Here is an 18,534-nt window from a genome sequence, read left to right as displayed (position 1 = left end):
CTAGGCTCCATGGAAGGATTAACGCCGACCCCGCAGAGATATCACAGGCAGCCGGGGCGGGCCATGGCCACCTATATAACCCGAACTCCGAAACTTGAGGTGTTAACCCGTCTCGCGAACTTGCAGATGCGTTGGTAATACCCGGCTTTCATAGCGCTCCGGGTTTAATACCATCATGGCGGCCAGGCGGCCTTTCTCGATGCTGGGTTGGTAGACGGTGGTGATGGTGGGGTGCATTTGGCGAGCTTCGGGGATGTCGTCGAAGCCGACGATGCGTACATCTTCGGGCACGCTCAAGCCCATGTCGCGAGCGACACTTAATGCGGCCAGTGCCAACTGGTCCGACATGCACAGCATGGCGGTGGGGCGCGGTGTCATCGCCAGTGCTTCCCGGGCGGCTTTTACGCCATCGGCCCAGGTGCTTTCATGGGTGTTCCAGACGCGATCGTCGCCGAGGGTATAGTGGTGAGCCAATGCAGAATCCCGATACGCTTCAAGGCGCTGGCGTGAGATCGACATACTTGCCTCGAACAGTTCCTGGCTGTTTATGCGCCCCACTTCATCAGATTTGGTCAGTCGTAAGCCAATAACCACGACGTCCCCCCGGGTCTCACTAAACACGTGGTCGGCGGCCTGCTTGGCGCCACCGTAGTTGTCGACGTTTAAAGAGAGATGATTTTCAAGCGTGAAATCGACCGTGACTACCGGTTTGTGCTGGCGAACCAGACGGTCAAGCACGCTGAGATCGCGCGGAGGGCCATAGACAATGTACCGATCCGGAATCGATTCCATCGATTGCTCATGGTAGAACTCATCCCGGCCGGGCATCAGCAATAAGTTGGCGCGGGCATCATCAAGCACTTCTGATACACCTTGCAGGAACTCAGTCGCACAGCTGTCGCGAAAGTTGTACGACAAGCGCTCAGCCAGCATAACCCCAACAATGCCGGTTGCTCCGGTCCGCAAGCTGCGCGCGGCCGCATTGGGTCCGTGATAACCCAGGCGTTTGCATTCGAGCAAAATATGATCGCGTAAGCTGGCCGATAATTGGTCGGGTCGGTTGAAGGCATTGGATATAGTGGCCGTGGAAACATTCAGTTCCTGGGCAACCGCTTTTAATGTCATCCGTCGCGACGCACTACTGGATGGTGCGGGCTTGCTCACTGTGCTGTTACCTACCGTTTTTATTGTTGGTTGTGACCGAAAGCTGTAGGTCTGCTCGTGGAACCTTGGTGCTGCTATTGCACGTTGCTGCGGTTCAACAGCTTGTTCGAAAGCGCAGGGAGTTTAACGGCCTGCACGGTGGAAGGCCAGCCATCAACGGCTATGGGGAATACCCACTGCGTTGAGGGCTAGCGCTTGACGCTTTTTCTGTGCCAGACGCGCTCTTTACTGTACCCAGGCTGCGACGCTGTACGGCGCAACGTTCTGGCCATCGGGTTGCTCGAAGCCCGGTACTGAAACAGCTTGTCCGGTGACCGAAACCGGTAACGCGTTTGCGGTCATGTTAATGGCCACGTTGATGGTTTCCTGGCCATTGGTCCGACGGAAGTACAGCAACTGCGGGTCGCTGTCGAGCCATACGAAATCGCCGTTTTGCAATGCCGGGTGCTCTTTTCGCCAGGCAAAGATTTGCCGGGTGAAGTTCAGGGTCGAATCGTCCAGTCGGGTTTGTTCGGAAACCGCCAGTTGACGATGAATGGGCTCAACTGGCAACCAGCTATGGCCGCCACTGGTGAAACCGCCCATGGCTTCGTTGATCCAGGGCATCGGTGTGCGGCAGCCGTCCCGGCCTTTGAATTCCGGCCAGAACTCGATACCGAACGGGTCTTGCAGTTGTTCGAAACCGACATCCGCTTCAGGCAGCCCCAGTTCTTCACCCTGATACAAACACGGGCTGCCCCGCAGGGTTGCGAGCAGGCTCAATGCCGTTCGAACAAAGCCAGCCGGATCTTTTGCATCTTGCCCCCACCGTGTTGCACTGCGAACCACATCGTGGTTACTCAATGCGAAGCAAGGCCAGCCATCACCGAGGTTGTCTTCCACTTTCTGAATGGTTTTACGAATGTAGTCCGGGTCGTGCGCGTCGTTCAATAACTCAAAGGTGTACGCCATGTGCAGCTTGTCGCCACCTGAGGTGTACTGGGCCATGTATTTCATGCCCTGGGGTGCGCCAATTTCGCCCACCGTGGTGGTGCCGGGGTAGTCGTTCATGACGCTGCGCAGTCGTTGTAAAAAAGCCAGGTTATCGTCGCGGCACATCTGGTTGACGTGATACTGACGGCAAAACGGATTCTTCGGATCGACACCCACAAAGACTTTTTCCGGGCTGTCGGCGAGGCCATTGTCGGTCAGGCTGGCATCGTGGAAATACATGTTCACAACATCCAGACGGAAACCGTCGACCCCCAGGTCGAGCCAGAAACGAGCAGTATCCAGAATCGCATCCTGAACTTCCCGGTTGTGGAAATTCAAATCGGGTTGGCTGGAGAGGAAATTGTGCATGAAATACTGACCGCGACGGGTATCCCATTGCCAGGCTGATCCGCCAAACAGCGACAACCAGTTGTTGGGCGGTGTGCCATCGGCTTTGGCATCGGCCCAGACATACCAGTCGGCCTTATCGTTGGTGCGGTCTTCCCGGCTGTCCTGAAACCATTCATGCTGGTCTGAGGTGTGGCTGTACACCTGGTCGATCAATACTTTCAAACCGCGTTGATGCGCTTCATCGATCAAATGCTTGAAGTCGTGTAATGAACCGAACATGGGGTCGACGTTCCGGTAATCGGAAACGTCGTAGCCAAAGTCCTTCATCGGAGAGGTGAAGAAGGGTGACAACCAGATCGCATCGACATTCAGCTGCGCGATGTAATCGAGTTTGGAAATGATGCCGGGGATATCCCCGATACCATCGCCGTTGCTGTCGAAATAGCTGCGCGGATAAATCTGATAGATTACACCACCGCGCCACCAGTTCAGTTCAGTATTGGACAAGACTTTACTCCTCTATTTGACCGAGCCAGCCAGTAGGCCGCGGACAAAGTAACGTTGCATTGATACAAAAACGACTAACGGAACCAGCATGGTAATAAAGGCACCACTGGTCAGAATTTCCCAGTTATCGCCGCGTGACCCGAGCAATTCAACCAACTGCGCAGTCATCACGGTTTTACCTTCGCCCTGTCCCAGAAATACCAACGCAACCAACAGATCATTCCATACCCAAAGGAACTGGAAGATGGCAAAAGACGCCAGGGCGGGTATCGACAGGGGCAGTACGATGGTGCGAAAAACTTCGAAGTGACTGGCACCGTCCATTCGGGCCGACTCCATCACTTCTTTCGGCAATCCGGCCATGTAGTTGCGCAACAGGTAAACTGCCAGCGGCAAACCGAACCCGGTATGCGCCAGCCAGACTCCGCCGTAGGATTTTGCCTCCCAGCCGAAGATACCCGACAGGCCGGTGTACATTCTCAGCACCGGGATCAGTGAGATCTGCAGTGGAACAACCAGCAAGCCGACGATACCGGCCAATATCCATAGCCGGCCGGGAAAATTCATCCAGGCCAGGGCGTAGGCAGCAAAGGCAGCAATCAGTATTGGAATGAAGGTGGCGGGCAAGGTGACCGTTAGGGTGTTGATAAAGGCGCGACCCACCCCTTCTGACGACAGCACTTCCTCGTAGTTGTTCAGCGTAAAGGTTGGCGGAACTTGCGAGACATAAAACACACGTTCGCCCCGGCTGAGTTCGAAGGGTTGGTCGGATTCCCAGCGGAACTGGCCGTCTTTGGTCAGCGTCATTCGCGTGCCGTTGTCCATAGTGACGGTTTCGCCTGCCTGATTAGCGGTCAGATCGGTGGGTCGCGAACCCCAGGTGTCCAGTACCCGGGCGTCTACTTCAAACAGACGGTCCTCGATCACGAAGACATCGCCGGATTGTGATTGAGCGTCAGCGGTTGGTGTCCGGTAAACCTCGTTGCGTTCGGCCGGAGCCAGGGCCGTCCACCAGCCTGAAGTGGTTAGCGAGTCTTTGTCACGAACGGAACTGATGAGCAGGCCCAGTGTCGGCAGGGTCCACAGCAGTACAAGCAAAAAAACAGTTGCGTGTTTGGCAAGGGTGGCCAAAGGCATTTTGTTGGTATGGTGCATTTTGGCCTCCTTATTGGTTTTCCATGCGGGCACGGCGGATGTTGTAGATCATCACCGGAGTTACCGCGAGCATAATGACAATAGCAACCGCACTGCCGCGACCAATATCACCGGAGCGGAAAAGCTGGTCGTACATGAAGTTTGCTAAAACCTGGGTTTCCCACTGACCATTGGTCATGGCAAACACAATATCGAATATCTTGAGTACCAGAATGGTAATCGTGGTCCACACGACGACGATGGTGCCGAAGATCTGAGGAATCACGATTTTGAAAAAGATCTGGAAGTTATTGGCGCCTTCCATGATGGAGGCTTCAAGCGTGTCTTCCGGTACGCCACGTATCGCCGCACCGAGAATCACCATGGCAAAACCCGTTTGAATCCAGATCAGAATGACCATCAGCAGGATATTGTTCCACGGCTGCAGTGAGATCCACGCTTGGGGTTCACCACCCAGCGCCATCACAACGGCATTTAACAGGCCAATTTCTTCACCCGATCCTTTGTAGTCGTAGATGAATTTCCAGATAACCGAGGCGCCTACGAACGATATGGCCATCGGTAAAAACACCAGAGTACGGGCAATCTGCCCCCACCACAGTCGGTCGGTCATGTACGCGATGACGAGGCCAAATGCTGTCGACATCGTCGGTACTATGATCAACCAGAGAATATTGTTGCGAATCGCAATTTGAAAACCGTCGTTGCCAAACGCCCAGGCGTAGTTGGCAAAGCCTACGAAACCGTCGGCATTGCGGTCTTGCATTGAATAGATCAGTGATGCAAAAACGGGATACACCAGATAAACAACAAGCACCAGCACAGCCGGGCCGACGAATATCCAGGGGCGAATGCCTTCACGTATCTTGTCACGCCGCTGGCGGTCGAGATCGGCCGTCAGGGATTCACTGGATAGAAATCGATCCAGTATATAGTTCGAACCAATAAAAAAGAGCGCGCTGAGACCGATTGCCAAAGCGATGACAAACGAGGCCGTAATGATTTGCGAAATCACGGGGGATACTCCTGACCTAGACCGGTAAAAAACTCGCCCCGGGGTTGGGGCGAGTTGTCCTTAGTGCAGTTCCCGATGACTTATCGGGCAGCATCCCAGGCGTCCTGGATTGATCCGGCGACGTCTTCAGCTGAGTCACCGCCGACAAAATCGACCATACCCGTCCAGAAGGCACCGGCGCCGATCGCACCCGGCATCAGGTCAGAACCGTCGAAACGGAACGTCGTGGCGTTCTGCAGAATTTCGCCCTGGCGACGCAGTGTGTCGTTGGCGTACAGATCGTTGTTGACGTTGTTATGGGGCGTCAGGAAGCCACCGTTGGCCATCCAGATTTCGTGCGCCAGCGGGGTAGTCAGGTACTCAAGCAGTGCCTGAGCGGCTTCGTTTTCTTCCGGCATGGTCACAATGGTGCCTGCGCCCAGAACCGGTGAACCGAGGTCTTTTTCAGCAAAAGCCGGGAAGTAGAAGAAGTCGATGTCTTCACCTACTACGGTACCTTCGGGGAAGAAAGCCGGGATGAAGCTCGCCTGACGGTGCATGAAGCAGCCAGGAGGAATGCTGAACAGGCCATTCGGGCTGTCGCGGAAGTCGGTCGTGCCGACAGAGGCTACGCCACCCTGGACGTAGTCCGGGTTCTTGGCAAAGCTGCCGAAGGTGTCGATCGCTTCAACCACACGCGGGTCGTCGAAGGGAATGCTGTTGTCGACCCAGCCATCATAGACTTCAGGTGCGTGCAGACGCAGCATGATGTCTTCGACCCAGTCAGTTGCCGGCCAGCCAGTGGCTGCACCGGAACCCAGACCGATACACCAGGGGCTAACGCCGTCGTCGACCATTTGGTCAGACAGGGCGATCAACTCTTCCATGGACTCCGGTACGTCGTAGCCGTAGTCGGAGAAGTTATCCGGGGAGTACCAGACCAGGCTCTTCAGGTCGACCCGGAAGAAAACGCCATAAAAGTCGTCCTGCCCGTTTTCGTTCGGGTAGGTGCTCAGGTCAACCCAGGATTGGCCAGCGGCATAGTTGTCCAATACGTTCTGGCGAGTTTCGTCATCCAGCGGCTGCAACAAACCGCGGCTGGCCATGTCTTTGGCCAGACCTGGCTGAGGAAAGATAGCCAGGTTGGGAGCAGAGCCGGCTTGCAGGTCAATGACGATCTGCTGTTCAAAGCTGTCGGAACCGGAGTACCGAACATCGGCACCGGTGGCGGCTTCAAAATGGCTGACAATGCCATTGAAAATGGCGTTTTCAGGTGCCAGCCAGGGGCCTGCGACGGTCACGGTCTGTCCGGACAGGTCCATGGCTTCAAAGGGAGCCAGACTGTCCCAGTTGTAGCCACTGGTACCCTTGGTCGGGTTAACTTCAGCGGCAACACCAGCAGACATGACGGCGGCGGATACTGCGACGACGAGTGATTTTTTTACTAAGGAGGTTTTCATTATTTTGCCCTTTCGTGCTGTTTTATTATTGGTTTGATTCGTACTTGCTGTTGCTGATCTTCTTGCCTCAGCGATTACTGAACAGTGTCAGTTGTTACTGAAATCAACGGTCTAATCAGTCAATCCGAGTCGAAACCCGCATTGGGTTTACAAAGCACTGCCTAAGCTTAATCGTTTAAGACGCGTTGTCATCTGCTTTTTTAGAACAATTTCTTATGAACAAAGGACTTAACTACTACTTAACTTTCAGTTAACGTCTTAATCGTTATAGCCTAGACGTGCTCTGGTGCATTTCCAGTCTAACTTCTGGAAATTAACACCGCCTGAACCCGCCGTTATTGACCTGAATCATGTCTACAGAACAAACAACAATGCTCCGGTTTGATCGGTGATTCGGGCTGTACGGGCCAGACAATCGATGGCCAGCTTCAGTTGGGTGGCACCATTGCGCCAGGTGAGGCTGAGTTCATTATAGGAGCACGCCAGCGAGAACACGCCATCAAACGCGGCGTGCTCGTTACGCAATCGGATTAAATTCAGCAGTTGTTGTACAACCGGTCTCTCCAGCGCGTTCTCAATATCACGGTCGGTGTAGTAAGCCCGGTTGATGTCGCGTCCAACGCCCGTTTCGGCGAGTAGAGCCATATCATTGGCGCCGGCTAACAAGCCGGTGTAGTAAACCTGAGGCACCCCGGGTGCGAAGAATTGTATTGCCCGGGCGATCAGGTATTCGTTGTCGCGTTCACCCAGTGCTGCGTAATAGGTGCAATTAACCTGATACAGATCGAGATTCGACGCCGCAGCGCCCGTTGCCAGGCGGCTTTGGTCGTTCGAGCGCTGATGAATCGTCTCTACTAACTGGTCTATGGCCTCCGGTGCCAGCAGCCCGGGCTTGTCGCCATCGGCTCCGACGTCGAGTACACCAATGCCATCGTGGGTATCCAGTACGGTGATGCAGTTGCGCGGTGATTGCCCGAGCCAGTTGGCCAGGGGGGCAGCATCGCCGGTAAACAGCAGGTGCAGAATTAACGGGGGCAGCGCAAAGTCGTAGACGCGCCCAACCCGGTTGGCGATGTCTATTTGCGTCTGATAGTGGCTGTGAATCTCAACCAGAGTCTCGATCCCTCGCTCAGCGGCCTTGTCCGACAGTTGCTGAATGAAGCCATAGGTCTCCGGCAACATGAAGCAGCGGGTGCCGGGCCGTTTGATCGCATAACCTGCAGCGTCCAGCCGAATCATTGATACGCCTGACTGTCCGAAGCGATCAAGAATACTGGTGAGATACGTTTTGCCGACCTCAGTTTCGACGTTGATGTCCAGTTGCTGCGGTGTGAATGTGGTCCATATCAGGTGTTTGGTTCCGCCCAGAATGTAAGGCGTCCACGGCAGGCTGGGACGAGGCCGATAAATGGCCGTGATTTCTTCTTCACGGGCACCGTCAGGGAAAACGCTCTGGTAGGTCAGGAACAGAGGATACCAGGGGCTTTCTTGTCCATGAGCGACGACATCAGCAAACTGGGGTGAGTGGCTGGAGACGTGATTGACAATCAGGTCGGCCATCACGTCAGTGTCGCGGCTCAGTTGGTGTATGTCATCCCAGTTGCCGAGACGCGGATCGACGGTCAGGTGGTCGTCGGGGTCGAAACCAGCATCCGCACCGTCGATGGGCGTGTAGAAAGGCAACAAGTGCACACCGCCAAACACATCGGCAAGTTGGGTGGTGAGCAACTGGTGCAGGGCGTTTATATCACTACCGCCCAGGCGGTCGACGTAGGTAATTAACTGAACCTGATTTTTCATGCACGGTCTCTGCAACGGATCAACAGGGGAAGGGACGATAATCATCTTAAACGATTAAGTAAAGTGAAAGCGTCTCCTTGAATGGTCATTGGTGAGTCTGCGGACAGAATGACGGGTGCGGACTAAAGTTCTAACACCAGTAGCAGTCATACTGCGGGCAAATCTTGCGAGGTAGTTGGATGTTAACTTGGTTCTTGCCGAACACTCAGGGTGATCAGGTCCGTGAAAAGGCGGTGGTGGTTTTTTGCCTGCTCGCCTTGTTGGTGGGCGTTTACTCACTTTTAAAGTGGCGCACTTTCGATGTGGCAGCCCTGCAACTGACCGCTGTTATACTGATGGCACTGGTGCTGCCTGTTCCATTTCTCGTGCGCCAGGGTTTTTCGGTGGTGCTCGGTGGCAACCTGGCCATTCTTGGTATGGCGGTTCACGCCCTGTATTCCGCCTATCTGTTTGGTGGCATCGATTCGCAATACTTGCTGTGGATGGTCACGCTGATCGTGCTGGCTTACATGATGACCAATCCGCGGTGGGGGTCCGTTTGGTCGGCCGCAATGCTGCTGATGGCGGTGTTCTTTGTTCGCCTCAAGCTGACCGGTCACGAATTTCCCGAGCCACCGCTGACCGGCAGTGACCTAAACCGGGACATCGTGGTCGGGTACCTGTTGCCGGTGGTGATGATTTGGGTTGGGCAATCCTACATGCAGCGCATCACTCTCAGCGCCGTAGCCGATGCACGTGCGGCGGAAGCGGCCGTGAGCGAACAGAAAGCCAGTTTGGAGCAGGCCAGTGACCACATGAACCATGTGGTCGTTCAGACGCGCGACGTATCCAGTCGTTTGGCGGATGCAACATCGTCGCTTGGCCGAGTTCAATCGGAAATTGGCAATCAGTCTGCAGCGTTGAACGAGGCCGCCGGACGTCAGCATGAATTTGCTTCCGGCCTTTCCGACAGTCTGGGCAGAGTTCAGGCGGCTGTCTCGGTCAGCGAGCAGGCACTGAGTCAGGTCGGCCAGTCGCTCAACGCCACCGAATCCGAAAGTGAACAGACGCGCCAGTTGGCCGAACAGTTACTGACCCTGATGAACACTATCAAAGCCAGCAATGACAATATTGAACGTGCTTCCCAGGTCATCATCGACATTGCCAGCCAGACCAATCTGCTGGCACTGAACGCAGCCATTGAAGCGGCCCGCGCCGGTGAGCACGGGCGCGGCTTTGCGGTGGTAGCCGACGAAGTGCGTACTCTGTCGACCCGAAGCGATCAGTCGGCCAATGAAATTCATAGCCTGCTGACCGACAGCGCGAAACAGATTAGCCAGGGCCTGACACAAGCAAACGACAGCCAGCAACGGGTTGGGGCGGTTGCCGAACAGGTGACGGCCATGCGCACAGCCTTTACCGAACTGGAAAGCCAGGTGGGAGCCGTTTCGACGGAAATGCAGCAGTTGGCCCAGGGTGGCAACGAACTCAGCGATGTCAGCAGCACAACACTCAGAACGGTGCACAACCTGAGCGAACGCCTGAGCGCCCTGGCCGACGTGGCAGGCTTGGTGCAGCGATCTGCCGATGAGTTACGTCTTGCCACCCAGTCATAACGTCAGGGCATCCATATCAGTTCGATCAACGTTGTCTCCGGATGCGTGAATTGTGCCGCCAATTCAACCAGTTGGTTGGGCGCCGCGGGTGGCTCTGAATCGAAGGTCAGTGCCGCTATCGGGTCTTGCCCGAAGAGAGGCGCGTAAGCCAGGGCTTCCGCTTGTTGTTCCGCTGCGTTGATGTATTGCTGAAAGTCCTGCTCCATGGTTTCGTGCCATTGTGTGATCTGGCTTTCTGTTGCCGGGGTTTCGGCCAGTGACTGCAATCGGGCTTTTACCTCGGTTACTACTGCCTCGACATTTTCAGGGTCCGTTGCCAATTCGACAATCAGTGTAAATTCAGTTTGGGAAACTGTGGCACCATCAATGACTGAATTAATCGAGTATACACGGCCCTTGTTCTCGCGAATGTCTTCAAACAGAGCATTGTTGATCCAGTCTTCGAGCAGGCTCAGCGTCTTAAATGAGGTCTCTGGCGTTTCAGACTTGGGCAGGCTGTACCTGAGTATGGCTGTAGCGGTCTGCTCTCCACTGTCAGTAACGGTGTGTGACGCAGAAGCCTGCGGTGACGGGTAGGGACGTACAGTGGCCCAGTCAGCTGACTGCCGGGGCAGGGTTGCAACGGCTTCCAATACGGAGGCCCTTGCAAGCTCCTTGCTGATGTCGCCAACAATGCTTATACGATAGTTTTGCGTGCCCGCGTAGTAGGTATCGTAGAATGCCTGTATGTCCTCTGTATCGATGCGTTCAAGTTCATCCGTCGTTAAGGTTCGAAGCGCAACATCGCTGTTAAAGAGTGCTTCCTCTACCAGGCTGTACCAGGGTTCGTGAGGGTGGCCTTTCCACTGCTCCAAGTGTTCCCGGTTTTGGTTGCGTATGTGTCGCCAGGCCGCTTCATCCACCTGCGCCTCGGTCAGGGCAACGTGCAACAGTCGCATCATGATCGGGAATTGTTGGCTGGGGCCGGAGCCATACATGCCCCGGTCGAAAAATGAAAAGGTGGGAACCTGGGTGATGGCCCTCGCATTGAGCCACTCGCTGAGCTGGGCACCGTTCATATCGCGCAGACCGCTGGTGCCCAGCGCTGGCAATGCCAATCGGGCGACCGCTGTCTCAGCGGGCGACAACGCATTCAACCCCTGTAAACCATGCAGTTCATAGTAGACCTTACCGGGTGCCTGATCGCTGTGCCGGTAATACACGGTCATGCCATTGTCGAGTGTCCAGCGGGTAACTTCTTCGGGCAGGTTTTCTTCATTAACGATGGCGCCGGCAGTTGCCGGGTTAATGGTCCAGAGTGTTTCCCCCTGCGCTGCTTTGGCTTGAACGTGTGGTAAAACGTCTACATTGGCAAGCCAGGTGTCAATGTCGTCCGTTGTAGGCGCCGGTGAACGATAGGGGTGTACCAGTGTCACTTTCGGGTCTGTGTTGAAAAGGGCCGTGAAAGCCGCCTGAACACTTTGGGGTGTTAACTCATCGAGTCGGTCTTCATACAAGGTAATACGTTCAGGCTGCCCCAGCAATGGCCATCCATTGAGAATGTGATCGTAGATCACCCCGGCCAGGTGACCTGCAGCGTCTTGTTGAGAACGTTCATGTTCCAGCACACTGTTGCGCCAGTCATCGAGTTCAGACTGACTGATACCCGAGGTGATGATGCGCTGACGTTCGCCTTCGATGATCCGGATGGCCTGTTCGAAATCATCGCTCGACAGTTGGGCTGAGAGGCTGATGCCCAGTGTATCGGGCGAGATGGTTTCCCAGTAATAGTCTGCGTTGACAACAGCACCTTCGGTTTCAGGCAACCGGGCCTGCACACGGTCGTACCAGATATCCAGTGCGGCATTCCAGTGTTGCATGGCAAGAACGTCGTCGGGCGTTTGGGCGGCCTGATAGTCGGCATAGTAATCAAAACCAATATAGCCACTGGCGGCATAGGGGTCAGTTAAAATCAGCCGGTCTTCCATGGCCGCTGGGTTAATCAGGTAAGTCCCGGGCTCCGGGCTCCGCCGGGTGTCTTCAGGAAAATACTGCGAAACCAGTCCAGACACCAGGTCTTCGTCGACGTCGCCGGCGATAACGATAGCCATGTTGTTGGCCCGATACCAACGCTGGTAGAAGGTTTTCAAGCCATCCGCCGTTGCTGCCCCAACGCTTTGTCGCGTACCAATGGGCATGCGCTCGGCCAGTCGGCTGCCAGAGAGGTAGTTGTCCTGCATACGAGCGTCAACCCGGTCGGCTTCAGTTTCTGACAGCCGCCACTCTTCAACAATAACTGCCTTCTCTTTTTGAACTTCCTGTTCGCTGAACTCTATGTGATACGCCCACTCAGCCAATAGCTGAATAGCGGCTTCTAGCCGCTCCGGGTCAACCGAATTCAGATAGAGTTCATAGCTGGTGTGGTCGAAAGTAGTGTAGGCATTCGAATGGTTACCCAGGCTCATGCCCAGATATTCCAACTGATCCCGAACCGCTTCGCCGGGAAAAGCGGTGGTTCCATTAAACGCCATGTGTTCAACGAAATGTGCATAGCCAAGCTCAGAGTCTTCCTCCTGCAGGCTACCGGCTTTTACTAAAAGTCTGATGTACGCTTCGTTGTTGGAGTGGCTGTTGCTGTTCGGCCAGATGTAGAGTTCGGGTCGGCCCGGTTCACTGTTAACGACTGGCTCAGGTGTTTTGGCTGTAAGAGCACAACCTGCCAGTGTTATCACTGCTAGTAATAACAATGCTATCCCTGATTTTTTTATGTACATTCTGTTCAATGCTCCTTCGTTGGGTAGCGCTGGTTTATTGACTGTGTAGGACGGTTTGTATCTGCCCGTTCTTTGGCGATACCGTATACCATTAAATAGAACGGGGCTGTAAACAGGTGGTGAACTTCTTGCCAGGCATGCTTGAAGTCTGCTTCAAGTTTAATGCTGTCACCATAGAAAAGTCGGTTGACGTTTAGCCAAAGTGTATTGACGTCTTCAGGTGATTGTATGGATGGGTTGTGAAGGGCCAGTTCAAACCGATGTAGCATTCGATGTCGATGGTTTATTTCGATCCGTCGGCTTTCTCTGTATGCGTTTAAAACAGGCGAAAAGTCCGGGTGGTCAATCGTCAGTCTGTCGATCAGTACGGTCTCAAAGTCCAATGCCCAGGTTTCACTGTCGACAGCATTAAGGGGGTGACTGGCGCGGTATGAATTTCTGTGCAGGTGCTGATGCACAGCGTGCCCCAGCTCATGTGCCAGGCTGACTACCGAGGGCAAGCTGCTGTTGAATTGCAATTGTACATAGCTCCCAAAGGGCGTATCCAGACATAGATCAGGCTGATCAGTCCCGTCTACTAATCGCAGTCGGCCTTGTGCCACTATACGGTCTATTTCAAAGGCGCAATTGGGATGACATTGGGAAAAGGAATGTCTTAAAACGTGCAGAGCCTCTGTCAGTGAATAGGTAAAGCTGGCGTATCGGCTTTCCTCAAGGTCACGGATGTGGAATAAGCTTGGTCGGTTTATAGATGTACAGCTGGCCAATTGTCTGAAATAGGCCTGGCTTTCCTCCTGGTGTACCGATGTAAAATCAGCCTCTTCTTTGCTTAACCGATTTTCATATAATCGATGAGCAAGGGCTTTTAGGTCAGGGTCAATAAACGCTCGTTGGGATAGAGCGTTAAACGCTTTGTTCTGATTCGTCGTGTAATAATCCGCAATGGTGGTGTAGTACTCTTGTGGCTCTGGAGCAGGGGCCAGAGCAGAGATGCTGTCGTACCACTCACGAATTATGGTTGGAACATGCTCGAGTCTGCGCTCTATGGCGCTCATGTAGCCTTCGATTACCTGACTGTACGTTTTGCATTGGCGGCTATGCCAATCCCGTATTTCATTATCCGTTCTAACGCTGTCACCTAGTGTAAGTTCAATAACGTTACAGGCACCCTGTATGGAATCCAGTATCCGGTCAATCTCCATTACGCCATTGTGTAGCCGTGTTATCTGAGTGGCATCCACCGGGAAGCGCTCAAGAGCCCGCCTGGCGCTTTCTATCTTGTGTTCGAGCTGCACGCGCTGCCAATGGTCCTCGAAACGCGAAAGAACGTTTATGGCCAGAGACAGATCCCATTGCGCAAAGGTAGGCGATGCTGGCTGGCGTTCGGGTGCTTGCATCGTCTTCAGTGCCTCAGAAAATAGCTAACTGAAAAGGTGGGTGAATCGAGGCAATAGACAGCGTGGAACCAGCCTGCCGGTTGCACCAGAAGTTCACCGGGGTTTAACACTACCTCTATTCCCCGGGCTTTGGCGTAATGAGGGTAGCGTTGATAGTCTGGCGCTTCCGGTTTGACCCAACACGGTTGATAGTTGTTGTATGCCTTCATAGGGTACAGATAGGGTGCCTGATTGGGCGCGTACATGATGAGCTTTTTGCGCCCCATAATCTGGTACAGAAAACCGTCCATAGGGTCGTGGTGAAGGCTGCTCGCCGGTACGTTCACCGGCACCGACCCCAGCCAGATTTGCGGTTCGATGTAGTCGTCTTGTGTGAAGTGGTTGGGTATGAAGTCCTTATGCATCGGTTCCGGCAGAAAGCAGCCTTCAGTATAGGCCTTGGTGTGCCCCTCGATGATCCGGTCGTTCTCCAAGTCCGCTGACCGGACTCGCTGAATAAACGCGGCTACGGTCTCTTTCTGGTCGGCAGAGCGAACGCGTAACGGAACGTCACCGTAGTCAGCCTCCAACCGCTCCAGAGACCAGTGGTGATGGGGTGCGCGCATGTCCAGAGCGGTGATGATCATAGGCTGACTGGCGGCGATGGATTCAAGAATGTCCAGTTCCGGCGGGTTTGAAACACGGGGGATGTCGGTCAGGGCATAGGCTGGGGTATCGAGTTGTTCCGCTTGTTCGAGCCGCGCCCGCGTGTCCTCTGTTGGCCTCAGCAGTGACTTGGCAACGTGGTTGATCAGGTCCAGGTGGCCATCGAGATCTATCGTTCCCATGATCTCCGGGTCTCGGAAATCAACCTCGGTAATATTGTTGACGATGTACTCTGCTGTGTTCAAAGGCAGAGTCAGGGTGGCATCGGTGTGTTCGAGCCAGTCGTGTTGGATGGTGAGTTTCGCCGGTGAAAAACTGATAGCCAGCGGATAGGCCTGCCGGTTGCCGGGGATGTTGAATTGCACGCAACCGGAAATGGCATCCGGGTTTTCGAAACCATGTCGAATGAAATCGGCCAATGCGGTAATAGCAGCAGGGCAGTCCTTTGAGGGCGGGGTGTGTGCCAACGTCATTGTTTTCTCCTGTCCTTGGTAGCGGAAATTGGGTGTGTTTATGGCAGCCGATTGGGCCAGTTCCATTGACGGTTGTAAGCCAGTTCGATCAACCCCGTTGCCAACTCGACCTGAATAGCCAACGTGGACAATTGTCGATCCAGCAAATCCTGTTGGCGGTTCTGAACATCGGAATAGCTGGCCAGGCCTTCCTGGTAGCGAATGAGTTCCTGGTCCAGAGCGCGCTGACTGAGCTCAAGGCCCTGGTCATGCAAGTCAAGTTCGCTTAGGCGGGCTCTCGTATTCTGCGTGAGCCGGGTGGTGTTCCATTGCAGTTGGGCCAGTTGATCTTCCGCATTCCAGCGAGCGATGGTGGCTTGAGCGCTTTGCCGTGCTCGTTGCTCGCGGGTCGGACCATCGAACAGGGCGTAGCTGAAGCGCAGCCCCCAGGCCTGACTGTCTGTGTCGGGCAGGACGTCGCGGTAATTCTTTTCGTACCGGTAATAGACACTTAGGTCTGGCCAGCGGTCGCGGCGGCTAGCTTGTGCTGTGCGCTGGGCGGTCTGCAGTTGCAATTGCCGCTGACGATATGCGGGGTGATTTGAAGCGCCAGGGTCGGCGTTTAAAACCGGCATTACCTGATCAAGCAATGATGCTGCTGATGTTAGCGGGGTCACCTCTATATGGGTGTCTGGAACCCAGGACAGGGTCAGCGCTCGTTGGCTTTGTTGGAGCACCCGTTGAGCATCGGTCACTGACTGTTCCTGGCTAAGGGCATCCAGTTGGGCCAGGTCCCGGTCTATGGGCAGGCTTCTTCCTTCATTTGCCAGGGTCGCGGTCAGTTCAGCCACATACCGGCTTAGTTCCAGTTTTTGCTGCTCTATCAGGTATCGGTCATGAGCTTCCTGAACAGCCGTAAAATCGAGCATGGCATCTCTGAGCACCGTAAGACGGCTCAACTCGCCCTCGGCTAGATACGCTTGCCACTCTGTTTGTGCCCGCAACCGTGGCAGGTTGTTGTAATACGGCGTGTTGTGCTTAAGTAGCGGCTGGTCGATCTCAACACTGATGTTATGTGCCTGTAATTCCTCCTCCGGGATGCCCTGACTGACCTTACCCAATTGGCGCCCGTACTGATGTTCCAGGCCGAGTGTCACGTCGGTTCCAATCCAGGAAGTCCAGGTGGTGTCCAGCCCGGTTGTCATGCCGCCCTCGAAGGTCCGGGTGGCTGGTGTCGCCCGGGTGGCATCTGACTGATCAGCCACTTCCTCATAAGCCGTTCGGGCGGTAATGGCTGGCCAGTAGTGGCGGTAACCTTCCCTTAGGTTGAGTGACTCGGCTCGGGCGAGCGCGCTGTGCTCTTGCTGCGTCAGGTGGTATTGCATGGTCGCCTCCAAATAGCCGTGCAGATCCAGCGTCTGAACGTTCTGCGCCTGGGAAGGCGAGGCTGCGAGGGCGATACACACCATCCATGGTCTGCTGATTTTCACGATCTTATACTCCATCACGATGGTTCACTCAACGCGGTGCTCAGGTGCTTGGTGAAGGGGTCGAATAAATAGTTGATCAGGCGGCGTTCACCAGCTTTGATCTCCACGCTCAACTGCAAGCCGGGGCGCAAAAAGGTTTCCGGATTGGTTATGTCCATCCGGGTGATGTTGCCCGTCATTCGATAGACGCGTTGGCCGGAGCCGTCCTCGACGGACTCCGACGATCGGGATACAAACCCCACGGTGCCATGCAGCCGGCCGTGGTCTTCCGGGTTACTGCCCAAAGAGCTAGCGCGGAATTCCATACCCGGCTCAACCCAGATGGCGTAGTTGGAAGGAATTCTGATGTCGATCTCGAGATCGTCGCTGTCAAAGAGGGGCCGCAACTCAACCAGGGGAGCGCCGGCATCCATGACTTCGTGCCGACCTCGGGCCATCACCTGGTCGACTACAGCGGGAAAGGGGGCTCTTACTGTCATGTCTTCACGCTGACGCTGCTGGCTCGACAACCGGCTTTGGGTTTGCCGGTATTGATCCAACTGGTCATGCAAGCGCAGCATACGCTCCAGAATGAAATCGTTTTTGAGTTTTTCCCGTTCGACCAGCAATGTATCGCGCTCGCTGCCGGCACTGTCCCGTTCTGAGTGCAGTGATTCCAGGCGGGCTTGAAGTTCCAACAAAGACCGCTGCCTGGCGTCGACTGAGCTTTGGCTTTCAATGCCCTGATTGTACAGGCGTTGCAACCGCTCCAGTTCGGCTTGCTCCATCGACATGGAGGCGTCCATTAACGTGATCTGACGGGTCAGAGCAGCCAAGCGGCCCTCAAGTCCCAGTGCAGATTGATCCAGCGCTGCCAGTGAGTGCCGCAGTGAACCCTCTAGATAACCCTGATAGTCCTGACCGGGTATCGGATTGGGCACTGATTCAAGCTTGCTGCCCAGACGTGTTTGAGACTCTGGCGTCAACCAGGCACGAATTTGATAAAAATCGGTCCAGACAGCCCGGGACAGTGTTGCCAGTTCTTGCTGCAAGCGCTCTATCTCAAGGTCCATCAATTCAGTGTCGAAACTAACCAGCGCAGCGCCCTGAGTAACAGTCATACCTTCGGTTACCATAATGGCTTTAATGTAGCCAGCCTGGGGGCTGCGCACTTCAAACAACTTGGCGCGGGCTTCCAAAACACCCTGGGCGGGAACGATCTTGTCTACCTTGAAAACAATGGCGCCGGTTAACGCCGCCACTACCACCAATAGAATCAGCGTCGTCATAACTTTCAGGTCGATGGGCACATTGAACCGCTTGCTGTATTCTGGGTTATCGCTCAGCTGGTTCAGTGTGTGAATTTCCCTGAAACTATACTGCACCGGATACCTCCCGCGTCGGCAGGTCAGTCAGGTTTTCAGTGCGAAGCGCAAGTCGATCCAGGGCGGTATCCCGTTTCAACATGGCATCCCACATTGCTTTATAGCTGTTGTCGCTGGCAAGCAATTCCTCGTGTGTACCGACGGCCTCGATTTCGCCGTGCTGCATAACAACGATACGGTCGCAATAAGACAAAGTGTTCAAGCGATGCGCAATGATAATGCCGGTCTTGCTCTGGCAGGCGTTATAGATGGTGTCTTTAATTTTGGCTCTTCGTAAAACTCTGTGGAACCCTATGGCAGCATATCCAGCTTCCCACAGTGAAACAGTATGCTCGTTCTAAAGCCTTCGAAAGAACGATAACCTCGAGCATTGGACTTTACCGTCTGAATCTTTGAGTTTAATCCCTCGGCGACGGCATTGCTGATCCGGTGATC

The 18,534-nt window shown here is 54.6% G+C and carries 14 protein-coding genes; 1 reads left to right on the top strand and 13 read right to left on the bottom strand.

Annotation, left to right across the window (positions count from 1 at the left end; all coding sequences use genetic code 11):
• Nucleotides 1-102: 102 nt before the first annotated feature.
• The 6 genes from G565_RS0111610 to gtfA form a co-directional block, all read right to left on the bottom strand.
• Nucleotides 103-1,164 carry a LacI family DNA-binding transcriptional regulator gene (locus tag G565_RS0111610; RefSeq protein ID WP_245584170.1) on the bottom strand — a complete coding sequence of 354 codons (1,062 nt, stop codon included), beginning with the start codon at nucleotides 1,162-1,164 and terminating at the stop codon, nucleotides 103-105.
• Nucleotides 1,165-1,389: 225 nt separating this feature from the next.
• Entirely contained in the window at nucleotides 1,390-2,994 is a 1,605-nt protein-coding gene (locus G565_RS0111605) for an alpha-amylase family glycosyl hydrolase (RefSeq protein WP_028671076.1), read from the bottom strand.
• Nucleotides 2,995-3,006: 12 nt separating this feature from the next.
• The gene (locus G565_RS0111600) at nucleotides 3,007-4,149 is read right to left on the bottom strand and encodes a carbohydrate ABC transporter permease (protein WP_028671075.1); all 1,143 of its coding nucleotides are present in this window, start codon (nucleotides 4,147-4,149) and stop codon (nucleotides 3,007-3,009) included.
• A gap of 10 nt (nucleotides 4,150-4,159) precedes the next feature.
• Complete coding sequence (locus tag G565_RS0111595; RefSeq protein ID WP_028671074.1) at nucleotides 4,160-5,164, bottom strand: ABC transporter permease subunit; 1,005 nt, start codon at nucleotides 5,162-5,164, stop codon at nucleotides 4,160-4,162.
• 80 nt (nucleotides 5,165-5,244) lie between these two features.
• Nucleotides 5,245-6,603 carry an ABC transporter substrate-binding protein gene (locus G565_RS0111590; protein WP_028671073.1) on the bottom strand — a complete coding sequence of 453 codons (1,359 nt, stop codon included), beginning with the start codon at nucleotides 6,601-6,603 and terminating at the stop codon, nucleotides 5,245-5,247.
• Nucleotides 6,604-6,957: 354 nt separating this feature from the next.
• Nucleotides 6,958-8,403 carry a sucrose phosphorylase gene (gene gtfA / locus G565_RS0111585; RefSeq protein ID WP_028671072.1) on the bottom strand — a complete coding sequence of 482 codons (1,446 nt, stop codon included), beginning with the start codon at nucleotides 8,401-8,403 and terminating at the stop codon, nucleotides 6,958-6,960.
• A 179-nt stretch (nucleotides 8,404-8,582) separates the two neighbouring features.
• Here gtfA and G565_RS0111580 point away from each other — a divergent pair, with 179 nt between their 5' ends.
• The gene (locus G565_RS0111580) at nucleotides 8,583-9,998 is read left to right on the top strand and encodes a methyl-accepting chemotaxis protein (protein ID WP_028671071.1); all 1,416 of its coding nucleotides are present in this window, start codon (nucleotides 8,583-8,585) and stop codon (nucleotides 9,996-9,998) included.
• A 2-nt stretch (nucleotides 9,999-10,000) separates the two neighbouring features.
• On the opposite strand, the gene G565_RS0111575 is transcribed toward G565_RS0111580, so the two are convergent.
• From G565_RS0111575 to G565_RS23915, 7 genes are all read right to left on the bottom strand, one after another.
• Nucleotides 10,001-12,724, bottom strand: a complete 2,724-nt coding sequence (locus G565_RS0111575) for a M16 family metallopeptidase (RefSeq protein WP_169579643.1) — start codon at nucleotides 12,722-12,724, stop codon at nucleotides 10,001-10,003.
• Nucleotides 12,725-12,756: 32 nt separating this feature from the next.
• Nucleotides 12,757-14,148: a M3 family metallopeptidase gene (locus tag G565_RS0111570; RefSeq protein ID WP_028671069.1), complete on the bottom strand. Its 1,392-nt coding sequence runs from the start codon at nucleotides 14,146-14,148 to the stop codon at nucleotides 12,757-12,759.
• A 5-nt stretch (nucleotides 14,149-14,153) separates the two neighbouring features.
• On the bottom strand, nucleotides 14,154-15,266 hold the full coding sequence (locus tag G565_RS0111565; RefSeq protein WP_028671068.1) for a cupin-like domain-containing protein: 1,113 nt from the start codon (nucleotides 15,264-15,266) through the stop codon (nucleotides 14,154-14,156).
• 38 nt (nucleotides 15,267-15,304) lie between these two features.
• The gene (locus G565_RS0111560; RefSeq protein WP_169579642.1) at nucleotides 15,305-16,735 is read right to left on the bottom strand and encodes a TolC family protein; all 1,431 of its coding nucleotides are present in this window, start codon (nucleotides 16,733-16,735) and stop codon (nucleotides 15,305-15,307) included.
• A gap of 14 nt (nucleotides 16,736-16,749) precedes the next feature.
• Nucleotides 16,750-18,099, bottom strand: a complete 1,350-nt coding sequence (locus tag G565_RS0111555; protein WP_028671066.1) for an HlyD family secretion protein — start codon at nucleotides 18,097-18,099, stop codon at nucleotides 16,750-16,752.
• On the bottom strand, nucleotides 18,089-18,301 hold the full coding sequence (locus tag G565_RS26770) for a hypothetical protein (RefSeq protein ID WP_157600060.1): 213 nt from the start codon (nucleotides 18,299-18,301) through the stop codon (nucleotides 18,089-18,091). The genes G565_RS0111555 and G565_RS26770 overlap by 11 nt, the downstream gene beginning before the upstream one ends.
• A gap of 89 nt (nucleotides 18,302-18,390) precedes the next feature.
• On the bottom strand, nucleotides 18,391-18,534 hold a 144-nt coding region (locus G565_RS23915), incomplete at its 5' end, for an ISL3 family transposase (protein WP_037338961.1).

The organism is Saccharospirillum impatiens DSM 12546 (genome assembly GCF_000423605.1).
Taxonomy (GTDB): domain Bacteria; phylum Pseudomonadota; class Gammaproteobacteria; order Pseudomonadales; family Natronospirillaceae; genus Saccharospirillum; species Saccharospirillum impatiens.
The sequence above is the reverse complement of the archived record's forward strand: the minus strand, read 5'-3'. Positions and strand labels throughout refer to the sequence as shown.

Bases quoted from the DNA above. Each gene is read 5' to 3' on its own strand.
- G565_RS0111600 (WP_028671075.1), bottom strand. From the start codon at position 4,149: ATGCACCATACCAACAAAATGCCTTTGGCCACCCTTGCCAAACACGCA.
- G565_RS0111590 (WP_028671073.1), bottom strand. From the start codon at position 6,603: ATGAAAACCTCCTTAGTAAAAAAATCACTCGTCGTCGCAGTATCCGCC.
- gtfA (WP_028671072.1), bottom strand. From the start codon at position 8,403: ATGAAAAATCAGGTTCAGTTAATTACCTACGTCGACCGCCTGGGCGGT.
- G565_RS0111580 (WP_028671071.1), top strand. From the start codon at position 8,583: ATGTTAACTTGGTTCTTGCCGAACACTCAGGGTGATCAGGTCCGTGAA.
- G565_RS0111570 (WP_028671069.1), bottom strand. From the start codon at position 14,148: ATGCAAGCACCCGAACGCCAGCCAGCATCGCCTACCTTTGCGCAATGG.
- G565_RS0111565 (WP_028671068.1), bottom strand. From the start codon at position 15,266: ATGACGTTGGCACACACCCCGCCCTCAAAGGACTGCCCTGCTGCTATT.